Origin of the sequence: Brevundimonas sp., from assembly GCF_030704825.1 — a bacterium.
In the GTDB taxonomy this organism is placed as follows: domain Bacteria; phylum Pseudomonadota; class Alphaproteobacteria; order Caulobacterales; family Caulobacteraceae; genus Brevundimonas.
In genome coordinates, this window is sequence record NZ_JAUYNX010000021.1 from 120,929 (window position 1) to 135,292 (window position 14,364).

The 14,364-nt window shown below is 69.4% G+C and carries 14 protein-coding genes; 8 read left to right on the plus strand and 6 right to left on the minus strand.

Annotation, left to right across the window (positions count from 1 at the left end):
• Window positions 1-29 precede the first annotated feature (29 nt).
• Window positions 30-2,198: a M3 family metallopeptidase gene (locus Q8Q71_RS11465; protein WP_305759724.1), complete on the plus strand. Its 2,169-nt coding sequence runs from the start codon at window positions 30-32 to the stop codon at window positions 2,196-2,198.
• 98 nt (window positions 2,199-2,296) lie between these two features.
• On the opposite strand, the gene ppc is transcribed toward Q8Q71_RS11465, so the two are convergent.
• Entirely contained in the window at window positions 2,297-4,993 is a 2,697-nt protein-coding gene (gene ppc, locus Q8Q71_RS11470; protein WP_305759725.1) for a phosphoenolpyruvate carboxylase, read from the minus strand.
• 365 nt (window positions 4,994-5,358) lie between these two features.
• Here ppc and ffh point away from each other — a divergent pair, with 365 nt between their 5' ends.
• From ffh to Q8Q71_RS11490, 4 genes are all read left to right on the plus strand, one after another.
• On the plus strand, window positions 5,359-6,882 hold the full coding sequence (gene ffh / locus Q8Q71_RS11475) for a signal recognition particle protein (protein ID WP_305759726.1): 1,524 nt from the start codon (window positions 5,359-5,361) through the stop codon (window positions 6,880-6,882).
• 25 nt (window positions 6,883-6,907) lie between these two features.
• Window positions 6,908-7,525, plus strand: a complete 618-nt coding sequence (gene rpsP / locus Q8Q71_RS11480; RefSeq protein WP_305759727.1) for a 30S ribosomal protein S16 — start codon at window positions 6,908-6,910, stop codon at window positions 7,523-7,525.
• A 105-nt stretch (window positions 7,526-7,630) separates the two neighbouring features.
• Window positions 7,631-8,158: a ribosome maturation factor RimM gene (rimM, locus tag Q8Q71_RS11485; RefSeq protein WP_305759728.1), complete on the plus strand. Its 528-nt coding sequence runs from the start codon at window positions 7,631-7,633 to the stop codon at window positions 8,156-8,158.
• Window positions 8,159-8,212: 54 nt separating this feature from the next.
• Entirely contained in the window at window positions 8,213-8,578 is a 366-nt protein-coding gene (locus Q8Q71_RS11490) for a DUF3597 domain-containing protein (RefSeq protein ID WP_305759729.1), read from the plus strand.
• A gap of 40 nt (window positions 8,579-8,618) precedes the next feature.
• Here the strand turns inward: Q8Q71_RS11490 and Q8Q71_RS11495 are convergent, their stop codons facing one another.
• Window positions 8,619-8,795, minus strand: a complete 177-nt coding sequence (locus tag Q8Q71_RS11495) for a YegP family protein (protein ID WP_305759730.1) — start codon at window positions 8,793-8,795, stop codon at window positions 8,619-8,621.
• A 126-nt stretch (window positions 8,796-8,921) separates the two neighbouring features.
• Here Q8Q71_RS11495 and Q8Q71_RS11500 point away from each other — a divergent pair, with 126 nt between their 5' ends.
• Both Q8Q71_RS11500 and Q8Q71_RS11505 read left to right on the plus strand, forming a co-directional pair.
• Entirely contained in the window at window positions 8,922-9,131 is a 210-nt protein-coding gene (locus Q8Q71_RS11500; protein WP_305759731.1) for a KTSC domain-containing protein, read from the plus strand.
• A gap of 128 nt (window positions 9,132-9,259) precedes the next feature.
• Window positions 9,260-9,670 carry a VOC family protein gene (locus tag Q8Q71_RS11505; protein ID WP_305759732.1) on the plus strand — a complete coding sequence of 137 codons (411 nt, stop codon included), beginning with the start codon at window positions 9,260-9,262 and terminating at the stop codon, window positions 9,668-9,670.
• On the opposite strand, the gene Q8Q71_RS11510 is transcribed toward Q8Q71_RS11505, so the two are convergent.
• A complete protein-coding gene (locus Q8Q71_RS11510) occupies window positions 9,667-10,470 on the minus strand; it encodes an enoyl-ACP reductase (RefSeq protein ID WP_305759821.1) in 804 nt (267 codons plus the stop codon). The two genes, Q8Q71_RS11505 and Q8Q71_RS11510, sit on opposite strands and share 4 nt — an antisense overlap.
• Window positions 10,471-10,613: 143 nt before the next feature.
• Window positions 10,614-11,801 (minus strand): sodium:proton antiporter, encoded by a 1,188-nt coding sequence (locus Q8Q71_RS11515; RefSeq protein ID WP_305759733.1) that lies wholly within the window; start codon window positions 11,799-11,801, stop codon window positions 10,614-10,616.
• Between the two features lie 131 nt (window positions 11,802-11,932).
• Here Q8Q71_RS11515 and Q8Q71_RS11520 point away from each other — a divergent pair, with 131 nt between their 5' ends.
• Entirely contained in the window at window positions 11,933-12,448 is a 516-nt protein-coding gene (locus Q8Q71_RS11520) for a hypothetical protein (protein ID WP_305759734.1), read from the plus strand.
• Window positions 12,449-12,454: 6 nt separating this feature from the next.
• Here Q8Q71_RS11520 and fabB read toward each other — a convergent pair whose 3' ends face one another.
• Together fabB and fabA are read right to left on the minus strand one after the other, a co-directional pair.
• Entirely contained in the window at window positions 12,455-13,684 is a 1,230-nt protein-coding gene (fabB, locus tag Q8Q71_RS11525) for a beta-ketoacyl-ACP synthase I (protein ID WP_305759735.1), read from the minus strand.
• 61 nt (window positions 13,685-13,745) lie between these two features.
• Entirely contained in the window at window positions 13,746-14,279 is a 534-nt protein-coding gene (gene fabA, locus Q8Q71_RS11530; protein ID WP_305759736.1) for a 3-hydroxyacyl-[acyl-carrier-protein] dehydratase FabA, read from the minus strand.
• Window positions 14,280-14,364: the final 85 nt, after the last annotated feature.

Sequence of the window (14,364 nt, forward strand, 5' to 3'; positions counted from 1 at the left end):
ATGCAACGAACGCACGCACGGAGTTTCTCATGCACAGACGTCACCTTCTCGTCGCCGGGGGCAGCCTGTTCGCCCTTTCGGCCTGCGCCTCGAACGGAATGCCCATGGGCGGAGGAAACCCGACCGCGACCCTCGCCGCCGACGCCGCCGTCGCCCGCGCCGTCCTGCCGGCGCAGACGCCGCGCGCCGAACTGCTGCAGCCGTGGACCGGCCCGTTCGGCGGCGTGCCGCCCTGGGACAGGGTGACCGCGCCCAAGCTGAAGGCCGCCCTGCTGGAAGGCATCGACCTGCAGCGCGCCGAGATCGAGGCGATCGCGAACAATCCCGAGCCGCCGACCTTCGCCAACACCCTGGTCGCCCTGCAGATGGCGGGCGAGCCTCTGGACCGGGCCGGCTCCATCTATGGCGTCATGACGTCGAACATCGGGTCGGACGACTACAACGCCGTCGACACCGAGGTGTCGCCCCTGCTGTCGGCCGCCGGCGACGAGATCACCTTCAACGAGAAACTGTTCGCCCGCATCAAGGCTGTCGCCGACGGCGCCGCCGCCGCCGGCCTGACCGCCGAACAGACGCGGATCGCCGAACGCAGCCGCGACGCCTTCGTGCGCAACGGCGCCGCCCTGAACGCCGGGGGCAAGGCCGAGCTGGGCCGGATCAACACCGCCCTGGCCAACGCCTTCACCGCCTTCAGCCAGAAGGTGGTGGCCGACGAGAACACCTGGACCGTCATCCCGACCGAGGCCGGCGTCGCCGGCCTGCCCGCCTCGAACAAGGCCGCCGCCGCCGCCGCGGCGCGCAGCCGCAACGTCCAGGGCTGGGCCATCGTCAACACCCGCTCCAGCGTCGATCCGTTCCTCAGCTTCGCCGACGACCGCGGCCTGCGCGAAGTGGTCTGGAAGAAATTCGTCAACCGCGGCGACAACGGCGACGGCAACGACACCAATGCGATCATCGCCGAGATCGTGAAGCTGCGTCAGGACCGCGCCCGTCTGCTGGGCTTCGGCAACCACGCCGAATGGCGGATGCAGGACACGATGGCGAAGACCCCGCGCGCGGCCATGGACCTGATGATGCGGGTCTGGGCCCCGGCCAGGACGCGGGTGGCCGAGGAGGTCGCCGACATGCGCGCGATCGCCGGCCACGACATCGAACCGTGGGACTATCTGTATTACGCCGAGAAGGTGCGGAAGCAGAAGTACGACCTCGACCAGAACGAGCTGAAGCCGTATTTCGAGCTCAACAACGTCCGCGCCGGCTCGTTCGAGATGGCGCGCCGCCTGTACGGCTTCACCTTCGACAAACTGCCCGCGGGCGCCGTGCCGGTCTTCCATCCGGACGTCACCGTCTATGAGGTCAAGGACGCGGGCCGGCCGATCGGCCTGTACTACGCCGACGACTACGCCCGCGCCGGCAAGCGGTCGGGGGCGTGGATGACGACCTACCGGTCGCATTCGACCTATGACGGGGACAAGAACACCCTCGGCTCGAACAACAACAATTTCGTCAAGGCCGAAGGGTCGGAGCCGATCCTGATCTCGCTGGACGACGCCGAGACCCTGTTCCACGAGTTCGGCCACACCCTGCACGCCTATTCGTCAAAGGTGACCTATCCGGCCCTGGGCGGCACGCCGCGCGACTACGTGGAGTATCCGTCGCAGGTGCATGAGCACTGGGTGCTGAGCCGGCCGATCCTCGACGGCTTCATGAAGCACTACCAGACCGGCGAACCCATGCCCCAGGCGCTGGTGGACAAGGTCCAGGCGGCCCAGACCTTCAACCAGGGCTATGCGACGGTCAGCTATCTGTCCTCGGCCCTGGTCGACATGGACCTGCATACGCAGACCACGCCGCCGACCGACATCGACGCCTTCGAGCGCGAGAGCCTGGAACGCTACGGCATGCCCAGGGAGATCGTGATGCGGCACCGCCTGCCGCAGTTCAATCACCTGTTCACCTCGGACGCCTATTCGGCCGGCTATTACAGCTACCTCTGGTCCGAGGTCATGGACGCCGACACCTGGGCCTATTTCGAGGAGTCGGGCGACGTCTTCAATGCGGACATCGCGGCCCGCTACAAGGCCATCATCCTGGCCGAGGGCAACACCACCGACCGCGCCGAGGCCTATCGCCGCTTCCGCGGCCGCGACCCGGACGTGACGGCCCTGCTGAAGGTGCGGGGCTTCCCGGTTTCTTAAGGACCCTGACGCCCTTCGGGCTGCTTGAGGGCGCCGCGTGGAGCGCGGTTGCGAAACGGACGGGGCCGGCGGAGCGATCCGCCGGCCTTTTCCTTGCCTCAGCCGCTGTTGCGCAGGCCGGCCGCGACGCCGTTGAGGGCCAGCAGAATGCCTTCGCGGACGCGCGGGTCGTCGTCGCCGGCGCGGCGGCGGCGGATCAGCTCGATCTGCACGTGGTTGAGCGGCTCGACATAGGGCATGCGCAGCCGGATCAGCCGGTCCAGCTCGGGCTGGCCGCCCAGCAGGGCGTCCTGGCCGGTGATCGCCAGAACGGCAGCCCGGGTCCGGTCCCATTCGGCGAGGATGGCGGCGAAGACCCGGTCGGCCAGGGCCCGGTCGGGAACCAAGGCGGCGTAGCGGCGGGCGATGGTCATGTCCGCCTTGGCCATGACCATCTCCATGTTCTGGATCAGGGTGCGGAAGAAGGGCCACTCGCGGGCCATGACCCGCAGTTCGTCCATGTCCTCGCCCGCGATCGCCGAACCGAAGCCGTACCAGCCGGGCAGCATGACCCGGCTCTGGCTCCAGCTGAACACCCAGGGAATGGCGCGCAGATCCTCGATGGCGGTCGAGGCGCGGCGCGACGCCGGGCGGGAGCCGATCTTAAGGTCGGCGATCTCGACGATCGGGGTCGCGGCCCGGAAATAGTCGACGAAGCCCTCGGTCTCATAGACCAGGGCCCGGTAGGCGGCCATCGAGGCCCGCGACAGCCGCCCCATGGTCGCGCCGTGGCGCCGGGTCAGCTCGGCGTCCGGCGGCGGGGCCAGCGAGGCCAGCAGGACGCCGCAGGTCAGGGCGTCGAGATTGCGCCGCGCCACCTCGGGCTCGCCGTATTTGTTGGCGATGACCTCGCCCTGTTCGGTGACGCGGATGCGGCCGGCGACCGTGCCCTGGGGCTGGCCGAGGACGGCGGAAAAGCTGGAGCCGCCGCCGCGCCCGACCGCCCCGCCCCGGCCGTGAAACAGCTGGAGCCGCAATCCCGCCGCGTCCGTGACCTCGAGCAGGGCCCGCGAGGCCTCGTGCAGCTCCCAGGTCGAGGTCAGGTAGGAGCCGTCCTTGTTGGAATCCGAATAGCCGATCATCACCTCCTGGACGCCGCGGGCGCGGGCCACGGCGAGGGCCGACGGCTCGCGCAGCAGCCGCTCCAGCGTCGGCTTCGAGGCGCGCAGGTCGTCGATGGTCTCGAACAGGGGCGCGGCCTGGATCGGACAGGCGGCCGGGTCGGCGGGACGATAGAGGCCGACCTCCTTGAGCAGCAGATAGACCTCCAGCAGGTCCGAGGCCGCGTCGGTCTTGGAGACCACATGGGTGCGGATGGCGTGGGGGCCGAACAGGCGCAGCGCCTCGGCCGCGGCCTGGAGTATGGCCCGCTCCTTCAGCGTTTCGTCGGCATAGGCGCCCCAGGGGCTGAACAGCGGACGGCCCGAGGCCAGCTCCCCGGCGAGGATGGCCAGCCGGGCCTCCTCCGGCTGCGCGGCGTAGTCGTCGCAGACCCCGGCCACCTTCAGCAGATCGGCGACGACCCGTTCGTGCACGTCCGCGTTCTGGCGCAGGTCCAGCGTCGCCATGTGGAAGCCGAACACGTCCACGGCCGTGACCAGCCGGGCCAGCCGGTCGTCGGCGAAGACGGCGCCGTGGTTGGCGACCAGGCTGTCGCGCAGGACCGCCAGGTCGGCGCGGAAGGCCTCGGGCCCGGCATAGGGTTCGGCCGCGAACGAGGCGGCGCGCGGCGCGGGCTGGCCGGTCAGGACGGGATGGGTCGCGGCCAGCCGGGCGTAGATCTCGCTCAGGGCGCGGCGGTAGGGCTCGTCGGCCCGGTGCGGCGAGCGGTCGCCGGACGCCCCGGCCAGGGTCGCCAGTTCGGGCGAGACGGCGCTCATCGAGCCGGACAGGCTGAGCTCGGCGCCGAGGGCGTTCACCTCGTCCAGATAGAAGCGCAGCACGGCGCGGGCCTGGGTGCGGAAGGCGGCGGTCAGCACCGCGCCGTCGACATTGGGATTGCCGTCGCGGTCGCCGCCGACCCAGGTGCCGATGCGGATGAAGGGCTCGAGATCCGGCGCGTCCAGCCGTCCGCGCCAGTCCGCCAGCTGGGCCGGCGCGACGCGCAGGAAGACGCGTTCGAGGAAGGAGACGACGGTGTCGATCTCGTCCTGCACCACCAGTCCGGCCTGCCGCACCAGCCGGGTGGTCCAAAGGATGACGGTCTGGCGGCGCAGGCCGGCCGTCAGCACCCCGGGCGCGCAGGCCGTCTGGTTCTGGTCGCAGGCGTCCAGCAGGTCGGACACGGCCGCGATGCGGTCGATGACGCTCTTGCGGCGCACCTCCGAAGGGTGGGCGGTCAGGACCGGCGAGATCAGGGCGCCGGAGAGCAGGCCACGGGCGTCGGCGGGCGACCGGCCGGCGGCCTTCAGCCGTTCGAGCGCGCCCTCGGGCGTGTCGGGCCGGGCCCCGGCCGAGGTCTGCTCCCGGGCCCGGCGCTTGCCCGCGCGGTCCTCGGCGACATTGGCGAGCAGCGAGAAGACCGCGAAGCCGTGGGCCAGGCCGACGGCGTCGTCGAGCGACAGCTCGGCCAGCAGGGCCTCCAGCCGCGAGGCGTCCTGCGAGGCGGAATCGCGATGGTAGGCCACCGAGGCCTGCCGCACCGCCTCGATCCGGTCGTACAGCCCCTGCCCGCCCTCGTCGCGGATCACCTCGCCCAGCAGGCCGCCCAGCAGGCGGACCTCGTCGCGCAGGCGGTCGTCGGCGGCAGGGCTCATGGCGTTGTCTTTCAGCGGGGAGGCTGGGAGCGGCACCGTATCAGGGGCGGCGAGGTTGGCCATCGCAAAGCCGACGTCGAAACGCGATGTGTGGTCCACGGGCGGTTGAACGGAATCTGTCAGCCCGAGTCGACAAACGGCCTCCTTTCCCGCATAAGCCGCCGCTTCCGACGCAAGTGAACCTCGCGTCTCCACCTGCACGACCCCGGTTTCAACCGGACGAGGCAGGCGAGAACCCTCCGCCGACGTGATCGTCGCCGGGGGCCGTTGTCGTATGGAGCCGTTTCACCCGTCGGATGTTGGTGGCCCATTTTCTGGATTCAGGTCGTCGTGACCTGAAGCGAAAATGGGCTGACGAGGTTTGTATGTTCGAGGCTCTGAACGAGCGGCTGACAGGCGTCTTCGACCGGATCACCGGGCGCGGAGCCCTGTCCGAAAAGGACGTCTCCGAGGCGATGCGCGAAGTTCGCGTGGCGCTGCTGGAAGCCGACGTCGCCCTGCCCGTCGTCAAGGACTTCATCGCCTTCGCCACCGAGCGCGCCACCGGCGAAGACGTCATCCGTTCGGTCAAGCCGGCGGATCAGGTGGTCAAGATCGTCTATGACGGACTGGTCGAGATGCTGGGCGGGGACGAGCCGACCCCGATCAATCTGAACGCCACGCCGCCCGCTGTCATCCTGATGGCCGGCCTGCAGGGCTCGGGCAAGACCACGACCTCGGCCAAGCTGGCGCTGCGGCTGACCAGGTTCGACCGCAAGAAGGTCATGATGGCCTCGCTGGACACGCGTCGTCCGGCGGCCATGGAGCAGCTGGCCAAGCTGGGCGAGCAGATCGAGGTCACGACCCTGCCGATCGTGGCCGGCGAGTCGCCGATCCAGATCACCAAGCGCGCGCTGCAGTCCGCGAAACTGCAGGGCTTCGACGTCCTGATCCTCGACACCGCCGGCCGGATCACCCTGGACGAGGCCCTGATGGCCGAGGTGGCGGACGTCGCCGCCGTCTCGAAGCCGGTCGAGACCCTGCTGGTCGCCGACAGCCTGACCGGCCAGGACGCGGTGCGCACCGCCAAGGCCTTCCACGAACGCCTGCCTCTGACCGGCCTGGTCCTGACCCGCGCCGACGGCGACGGGCGCGGCGGGGCCATGCTGTCGATGCGCGCCGTCACCGGCCTGCCGATCAAATACATCGGCGCGGGCGAGAAGGTCGATGCGCTGGAAGTGTTCGACGCCCGCCGCGTCGCCGGCCGCATCCTCGGTCAGGGGGACATCGTCGCCCTGGTCGAGAAGGCCAGCCAGGAGCTGGACCAGTCCAAGGCCGAGGCCATGGCCCGCAAACTGGCCAAGGGGCAGTTCGATCTGAACGACCTCGCAAGCCAGCTGCAGCAGATGAAGCGGATGGGCGGTCTTCAGGGCATCATGGGCATGCTGCCCGGCGTCGCCAAGATGAAGGCCCAGATGGCCGAGAGCGGCGTCGACGACCGCATGATCGCGCGCCAGGAAGCCATCATCTCCTCGATGACGAAAGCCGAGCGCAAGAAGCCCGACCTGCTCAACGCCAGCCGCAAGAAGCGCGTCGCCGCCGGCGCCGGGGTCGAGGTCCAGGACATCAACCGCCTGCTCAAACAGCACCGCCAGATGGCCGACATGGTCAAGTCCATGTCGCGCGGCGGCGGCAAGGGCCTGAAGCAGATGGCCGCCATGATGGGCGGCCTCGGCGGCGGCGGAATGGGCGGCCCGGACATGGCCCGCCTCAAGGCGATGGGCGGCGGCAAGATGCCGGAGCCCTCGGCCGACGAATTGAAAGCCCTCCAGGACCGCATGGCGGCCCTGGGTGGCGGACAACTTCCGGGAGGCCTCCCCGGCCTGCCGGGCTTCCCTCCCAAGAAATAATCCGACTTAACGAAAGAGACTGAAAATGCTGAAGATTCGTCTGGCCCGCGGCGGCGCCAAGAAGCGCCCCTACTACTACATCGTCGTCGCCGACAGCCACTCGCCGCGCGACGGCAAATTCATCGAGCGCGTCGGCACCTACAACCCGATGCTGCCGCGCGACGGCGAGCAGAAGCGCGTCACCCTGAAGGCCGACCGGATCGCGGAATGGCTCGGCAAGGGCGCCCAGCCCACCGACCGCGTCGCCCGCTTCCTGAGCCAGGACGAGGCCCTGGCCGGCAAGGTCAAGTGGACCCAGTCGAACAATCCGAAGAAGGCCGAGCCGGGCAAGAAGGCCCAGGAACGCGCCGCCGAGCGCGCCCAGCGCGAAGCCGACCGTGCGGAAGCAGAAGCTGCCGCCAAGGTGGAAGCTGCTGAAGCCGCTGTCCGGGCCAAGGAAGAGGCCAAGGCCGCGGCCGAGGCCGCCAAGAACGCTCCGGCGCCCGAGCCCGAAGCCGTCGCCGAGGAAGCCCCGGCCGAGGCCGCCGCTGAAGAAGCTCCGGCCGCTGAAGCGGAAGCCGTGACCGGGGAAGCCCCGGCCGAAGCCGCCGCGGAAGAGGCTCCGGCCGCTGAAGCGACCGAGGAAGAGAAGACCGAGGCCTAAGGCTTCCGGGTTCCGCTCAAGCGGGACGCAGACGATCGGAAAGCAGCGTCCGGACGCCCGGGCGCTGCTTTTCTGTTATCGGGACGGATCAACAGCGAGGCGGCCATGACGACCGACAGCAAACTCATCCTCGTCGGCCAGGTCGCCGGGGGGTTCGGGGTCAGGGGCGAGGTGCGGGTCACGGCCTGGACCGCCGACCCAATGGCCCTGCTGTCCTATGGCGTCCTGCTGCGCGCCGACGGCTCTCCCGGCCTGACCCTGACCTCGGCCCGGCCGGAGAAGTCGGCGGTCGTGGGGCGGGCGAAGGAGATCGCCACCAAGGAACAGGCCGACGCCCTGCGCGGCCTGAAGCTCTACATCCATCGCGACCGCCTGCCGGAGCCGGACGAGGACGAATTCTACCTGGCCGACCTCGTGGGGCTGGAGGCGCGTGACCCGGACGGCGCGGTTCTGGGCCCGGTGAGGTCGGTGCAGAATTTCGGCGCCGGCGACATGCTGGAGATCGCCCCGGCGACCGGCGGCCCGACCTGGTACCTGCCCTTCACCCGGGAGGCCGTGCCCGCGCTGCACATCGCCGATGGCTGGCTGCTGGCCGTCAGGCCGGTCGAGATCGGCGAGCGCGAACCGGACTGAACCGGGGGCGTCCCCGGGGCGTTACGCCGTCTCTTTCAAAGGAAGGCGCAGCGCATGAGTATCTTCAGTTCGATCTGGGACCGGATCCGGGGTCGCCGCGACGAGGTCGTCCCCACTTCGGCGCCGGCGCCCGGGACCGCCGCCCCGACCGCCGTCGCGCCGGTCGACGTCGAGGCCGTCCTTCAGTCGATGGCCGACATGAAGGGCGGCGCCGCCGGCAACTGGCGCACCTCCATCGTCGACCTGCTCAAGCTGCTGGGGCTCGATTCGAGCCTCGAGGCGCGCAAGGAGCTGGCCGGGGAACTGGGCGTCAACGCCGGTCCGCACGGCAGCGCCGAGCAGAACATCGCCCTGTCGAAGGCCGTCTGGCGCAAGATGGCCGAGAACGGCGGCCTGGTGCCGGCTTCCCTGCGCGACTGAGACGAGGGGCGCAGCCGGAACGCCCGCCGCGCCCCACCGCCTAGCTGTTGTCCTCGGTCGGCGCGTCGGGGCCGTTCTTCTTGATCGAGTCGATGGCGTTCAGGGCCGAGGCCTTCGACGAATAGCCCTCGGTCGAGAAGATGGTTTCGGCGTTGTATTTGAAGCGGACCCGGAACTCGCCCGCCTTGTCCTTCCAGATTTCGAACTTGTGGGCCACGTCGGACTCTCCTCTCGGGGGAACCGCCAAGGTCTCACAGCGTCCCCGACGGTCAACGGGGCAAATGCGCGTCGCCGACACAGCCGCGTGATCGGAGCCGTGGGCGGGTTCGCACGTTTCCCCGCCATGCCGTCCACCGTCATCCGCCGCTTCAGCTATGACGAACCGCGCCGCCGCCTACGGGTGACCTTCACGAGCGGGGACGTCTACGACTATTTTGATGTCCCGCCCGACCTGCCCGCGGACTGGAGGTCAGCCTTTTCCAAGGGTCAGTTCTTCGCCGAACGCGTCCGCGACCGGTTCGGATACCAGCTGGTCGAGAAGGCGTGGCGCTGAACCGGCAAGGACCGCCATCCGTCCCGACCGCATGAACCGCAGTCCCTGAACCGTCATCCGCGCCGAAAGCGCCGGTCCGGTCATCACGAGAGGAAGGAACGTCGCGTCCGGGGGCGCGTTCGGGGGTCATGCTCGACCACACAGGGATCGTCGTCACCGACCTGAAGGCCGCGCGGCGGTTCTACGACGCCATCGCGGAGGCCCTGGGCCTGCAGACCGCCGACAACGGCCCGGACGCCTTCCTGTTCGGCAAGAGCCGGGAGGAGCCGATCCCCTATCTGTGGATCGGGACGCTGATCCCCTCCTACTGGGTCGAGGGCTCGCGGCCGGGGATCAACCAGATGCACGTCGCCTTCCGGGCCGACAGCAAGGCGATGGTGCAGGCGTTTTATGACGCGGCGCTGAAGGCCGGCGGACGGGACAACGGAGGGCCGGGCCCGCGAGAGGGGGCCGTGGGCTACTACGGCGCCTTCGTGCTGGATCCGGACGGCAACAATATCGAGGCCGCGTACCGCGGCCCGGACGCGGAAGAGACCTAGCCGGCGGCCTCCTCGTCCGCCGCCATGCCCATCATGTGGAAGCCGGCGTCGACGTGGATGACCTCGCCCGTGGTCGAGAAGCCGAGGTCGGAGCACAGCCACAGGGCGGCGCCGGCGACGCCCTCCATGGAGGTGTCCTCCTTCATCGCCGACATGGCCCGGCCCTGGCTGATCATGCCCCGACCGCCCGAGATGCCGGCCAGCGACAGGGTGCGCATGGCGCCGGCGGAGATGGCGTTGCAGCGGATGCCCTTCGGCCCCAGGTCGCGAGCGATGTAGCGGGTCGCCGCCTCCAGCGCCGCCTTGGCCACGCCCATGGTGTTGTAGTTGGGAATGGCCCGCTCGGAGCCGAGATAGGTCATGGTCACCAGCGAGCCGCCATTGGGCATCAGCTTCGATGCGCGTTTGGCCACGTCGACGAAGCTGAAGGCCGAGATGTTCATGGCCAGCAGGAAGCTGTCGCGGCTGGTGTTGTCGACGAAACTGCCCTTGAGCTCGTCCTTGTTGGCGAAGGCCACCGAATGGACGACGAAGTCGATGGTCCCGAAGGCCTTTTCCAGCTCGGCGAAGGCCTGGTCCATCGAGGCGTCGTCGGTGACGTCGGCCTGGATCAGCAGTTTGGCGCCGACGCTCTCGGCCAGCGGGCGCACGCGGCGCTCCAGCCCCTCGCCGAGGTAGGTGAAGGCCAGTTCGGCGCCCTGGGCCGCCAGCTGGGAGGCGATGCCCCAGGCGATGGAGTTGGAGTTGGCCACCCCCATGATCAGGCCCTTCTTGCCCTTCATCAGGTCGCCCTTGGGCATGTTCCAGCCGCTCTCGCTCGCCATGGTCCGTCTCCTTCTTGGTGGCCTATGCTCGCAACGCGGTTGCTCGCGACTTGAGGCCGGTCTGGTTGGCCCGAGGCCGTGGGCGGAGGGTTAGCAGCGACCGCTTTCGGGGGGAAGCGTCAGTCGGCGCCTGCCTCGCGACGCCGGGCCAGCCGGCGCAGCAGGGGCGCCGCCGTGATCCCGTGCACGAGGATCGAGACCAGGACGATGAAGCCGACGACGGCCCACAGCCGCTCGCTGTCGCCGAAATCGCCGTGGTTCAGCCCCCAGGCGACATAGTAGACCGAGCCCACGCCGCGGATGCCGAGAAAGGACAGCAGCAGCCGCTCGCGCATCGGCTGGCCCGAGCCGATCATGGCGATCATCCCCGCGACGGGCCGGATCACGAAGACCACCGCCAGGCCGACGAGGGCGTCGATCCAGGTCAGGGAGGCCAGCAGGCCGTTGGCCAGGGCGCCGCCGAACAGGACCAGCAGCAGCATCATCAGCAGCCGTTCGATCTGGTCCGAGAAATCGTGCATCTCCTGATGGAACTGGTGATCGCGCTCGCCGGCGCGGATGGTCAGGGCGCAGACGAAGACGGCCAGGAAGCCGTAGCCGTGGACCAGTTCGGCGGCCGCATAGGCCATCAGGGTGGCGGCCAGGGCGACCAGGCCGTCGCCGAACCGCGTCCCGCCCTCGCGGAAGATCAGCCGGGCGAAGCCGAGGCCGCACAGCACGCCGACGCCCACGCCGGTCGCCAGCCTCCAGCCCACGTCGACCGCCAGCCAGTCCGTCAGCCCTCCCGTGGAGGCCAGGCCGCCGGCGGCCGCCAGAATGGCCAGGTGCACGAAGGGGAAGGCCAGGGCGTCGTTGAGCCCGGCCTCCGAGGTCAGGCCGAAGCGCACCTCGTCCTCGTCCCCCGAGAGGGGCGGCCCGACCTGGACGTCGGCGGCCAGCACGGGGTCGGTCGGAGCCATGGCGGCCCCCAGCAACAGGGCCATGGCCAGGCTGAAGCCCAGCCCGGCCACGCCCAGCCAGGCCACGGCGACGATGGTCAGGGGCATGGCCACGGCCAGCAGCCGCCAGGTCGAGGCCCAGCGCCGCCAGCCCACCGGCCGGTCCAGTTTCAGCCCCGCGCCCATCAAGGCGATGATCACCACCAGTTCGGTGAGACGTTCCGTGGCCGTGTCCCACGTCCTCGGATCGGGGTCGAACGACAGCAGGCCGGTGCTGAAGATCACCACTCCGAGCGCCACGCACAGGATGGCCAGGGTCAGCGGCAGCGGCTTCAGCCCCACCGGCGCCCAGGACACCAGCAGGATCACGGCGCCGAGGCCGAGCAGGAACAGGATGTAGGGGTCGAGGGTCAGGCCGGACTCCCGCGCGTCATGTTTGAGGGGGTTTCATAGCCGGAAAACCCGGTCAGGATGCACGGAACGTCCAGCGGAGTCTTCGGATGCGTATTTGGGTTCTCCTGTCCGCCCTGATCGTGTGCGGTTTTGCGGCCCCGGGAGCCATGGCCCAGGCCGGTCCGCCGCCGTTGCGGGTCAGGGTGCTGCTGGCCTCTTCCCCGCATCTCGACGCCACGGCGCGGACCCAACACGACGCCATGCTGCAGAGCCTGTCGGCGGGCGGGCCGTCCGGCGGCTGGTTCGAAATTCTGCCGACCGGGCTGGACCTTGCCGAGTTCGAGCACTGCACCATCTCGGCCCAGGACACCCGCACCTGCGCCAGCCGCCAGTTGGCCGAACAAGGGGCGACCGGCGCGACGATCGTCGTCCTCGCCGGCGGCGAGGCGGACCACGCAAGCTGGATCTGCGTGGGGACAGGCGCACGACCGACCTCGCCCGATCGGCAGGCTATTCGCTTCGACCTGAACGCGGGCCTCGACGCCGCATCTCCGAAGCGGATGGAGACCCGCGCGGCGGCGGCCGGCTGCATTACCAGCGCGGGCGCCGAGAGCGGCTGGTAGCGCCGGTCAGACCTTGCTGAGGATCAACGTGCCGTTGGTCCCGCCGAAGCCGAAGCTGTTCGACATGACGTGCTTGAGCTCGCCGTCGTGGCGCTTGCGCAGGATCGGCATGCCCTCGAACTCGGGGTCGAGGTTTTCGATGTGGGCGCTCTCGGCGGCGAAGCCGTGCTTCATCATCAGCAGGCAGTAGATGGCTTCCTGCGCCCCGGCGGCGCCGAGCGAATGGCCCGTCAGGGACTTGGTCGAGGAGATCATCGGCATCTGGTCGCCGAAGACGTTGCGCACCGCCCCCATCTCCTTGGAGTCGCCGACCGGGGTCGAGGTGCCGTGCGGGTTGAGGTAGTCGATCTTCGGATTGCCGGCCATTTCCAGCGCGATCTTCATACAGCGCTCGGCGCCCTCGCCCGAGGGGGCGACCATGTCGTAGCCGTCGGAATTGGCGCCGTAGCCGGTGACCTCGGCATAGATGGTCGCGCCGCGGGCCACGGCCCGCTCATATTCTTCCAGCACCACGATGCCGGCGCCGCCGGCGATGACGAAGCCGTCGCGGGTCACGTCATAGGCGCGCGAGGCCTTCGACGGCGTTTCGTTGAAGTTGGACGACATGGCGCCCATGGCGTCGAACATGTTGGACATGGACCAGTCGATGTCCTCGCAGCCGCCGGCGAAGACCACGTCCTGCTTGCCCCAGGCGATCTGTTCGGCGCCCGCGCCGATGCAGTGGGCGCTGGTCGCGCACGCCGAGCTGATCGAATAGTTGATCCCCTTGAGCTGGAACCAGGTGGCCAGGACGGCCGAGGGGCCCGAGGCCATGGCCTTGGGCACGGCGAACGGCCCGATCCGCTTGGGCGAATTCTTTTCGATGGTGGTGGCGGCGGCCTGGAGGATGATCTGGGTCGAGGGGCCGCCCTCGCCGACGATCAGGCCGATGCGGTCGGACTGGATCTCCTCGGCCGTCATGCCGGAATCCTTCAGCGCCTCCTCGAAGGCGATGTGGCCCCAGGCCGTGCCGTTGGCGAGGAAGCGGGCGGCGCGGCGGTCGACCAGCGGGGCCCAGTCCTCGGCCGCGACGCCCAGGGCCGGCGGGGCCCAGACCTGGGAGCGGAAGCCGTATTTGATGTGGTCCGGGGCGGCGACCACGCCCGAACGGGCTTCGCGCAGCGAGGCCGCGACCTCGTCCTGACCCGTGCCGATGGAGGAGACGATACCCAGACCGGTGACGACGACACGCCGCATGATGGTTTCCCTTGTCAGTCTTCAGTCGCCGCGTTGTCCGCGGTCTATCGGTGAAAGCGGATCAGCCGCCGACGGGTTCAGTCGAACCGCCGAACAGGCCCACGCGCATGTCCTGGCAGGTGTAGATGACCTGGCCGTCCGCCTCGAGCACGCCATCGGCGATGCCCATGACCAGGCGTCGGTTGATCACCCGCTTCAGGTCGATCTTGTAGACCACCTTCTTGACGTCGGGCTGGACCTGGCCGGTGAATTTGACCTCGCCGACGCCGAGCGCGCGACCCTTTCCCGGCCCGCCGATCCAGGCGAGATAGAAGCCGACCAGCTGCCACATCGCGTCCAGGCCCAGACAGCCCGGCATGACCGGATCGCCGATGAAATGGCACTGGAAGAACCAGAGGTCGGGATGGATATCCAGCTCGGCCTCGACATAGCCCTTGCCGTGGGCGCCGCCGTCGTCGTTGATCTGCGTGATCCGGTCGAACATCAGCATCGGCGGGGCCGGCAGCTGGGCGTTGCCGGGTCCGAACAGTTCGCCCCGGCCCGAGGCCAGCAGGGCCTCATAGTCGAACGACGAGGGATTTTTCGACTGGCTCAACAGCGGTCTCGCATTGTGAGGGCCTGACGCGCATGCGCGGCATGAGGCCGGGTGTTGCCGTGGGGTTACACGACCGGAACCGGCG

Excerpts from the sequence above, each read along its gene's own strand:
- Q8Q71_RS11465 (WP_305759724.1), top strand. The coding sequence starts at position 30 with ATGCACAGACGTCACCTTCTCGTCGCCGGGGGCAGCCTGTTCGCCCTT.
- ppc (WP_305759725.1), bottom strand. The coding sequence starts at position 4,993 with ATGAGCCCTGCCGCCGACGACCGCCTGCGCGACGAGGTCCGCCTGCTG.
- ffh (WP_305759726.1), top strand. The coding sequence starts at position 5,359 with ATGTTCGAGGCTCTGAACGAGCGGCTGACAGGCGTCTTCGACCGGATC.
- rpsP (WP_305759727.1), top strand. The coding sequence starts at position 6,908 with ATGCTGAAGATTCGTCTGGCCCGCGGCGGCGCCAAGAAGCGCCCCTAC.
- rimM (WP_305759728.1), top strand. The coding sequence starts at position 7,631 with ATGACGACCGACAGCAAACTCATCCTCGTCGGCCAGGTCGCCGGGGGG.
- Q8Q71_RS11490 (WP_305759729.1), top strand. The coding sequence starts at position 8,213 with ATGAGTATCTTCAGTTCGATCTGGGACCGGATCCGGGGTCGCCGCGAC.
- Q8Q71_RS11500 (WP_305759731.1), top strand. The coding sequence starts at position 8,922 with ATGCCGTCCACCGTCATCCGCCGCTTCAGCTATGACGAACCGCGCCGC.
- Q8Q71_RS11505 (WP_305759732.1), top strand. The coding sequence starts at position 9,260 with ATGCTCGACCACACAGGGATCGTCGTCACCGACCTGAAGGCCGCGCGG.
- Q8Q71_RS11510 (WP_305759821.1), bottom strand. The coding sequence starts at position 10,470 with ATGCCCAAGGGCGACCTGATGAAGGGCAAGAAGGGCCTGATCATGGGG.
- Q8Q71_RS11520 (WP_305759734.1), top strand. The coding sequence starts at position 11,933 with ATGCGTATTTGGGTTCTCCTGTCCGCCCTGATCGTGTGCGGTTTTGCG.
- fabB (WP_305759735.1), bottom strand. The coding sequence starts at position 13,684 with ATGCGGCGTGTCGTCGTCACCGGTCTGGGTATCGTCTCCTCCATCGGC.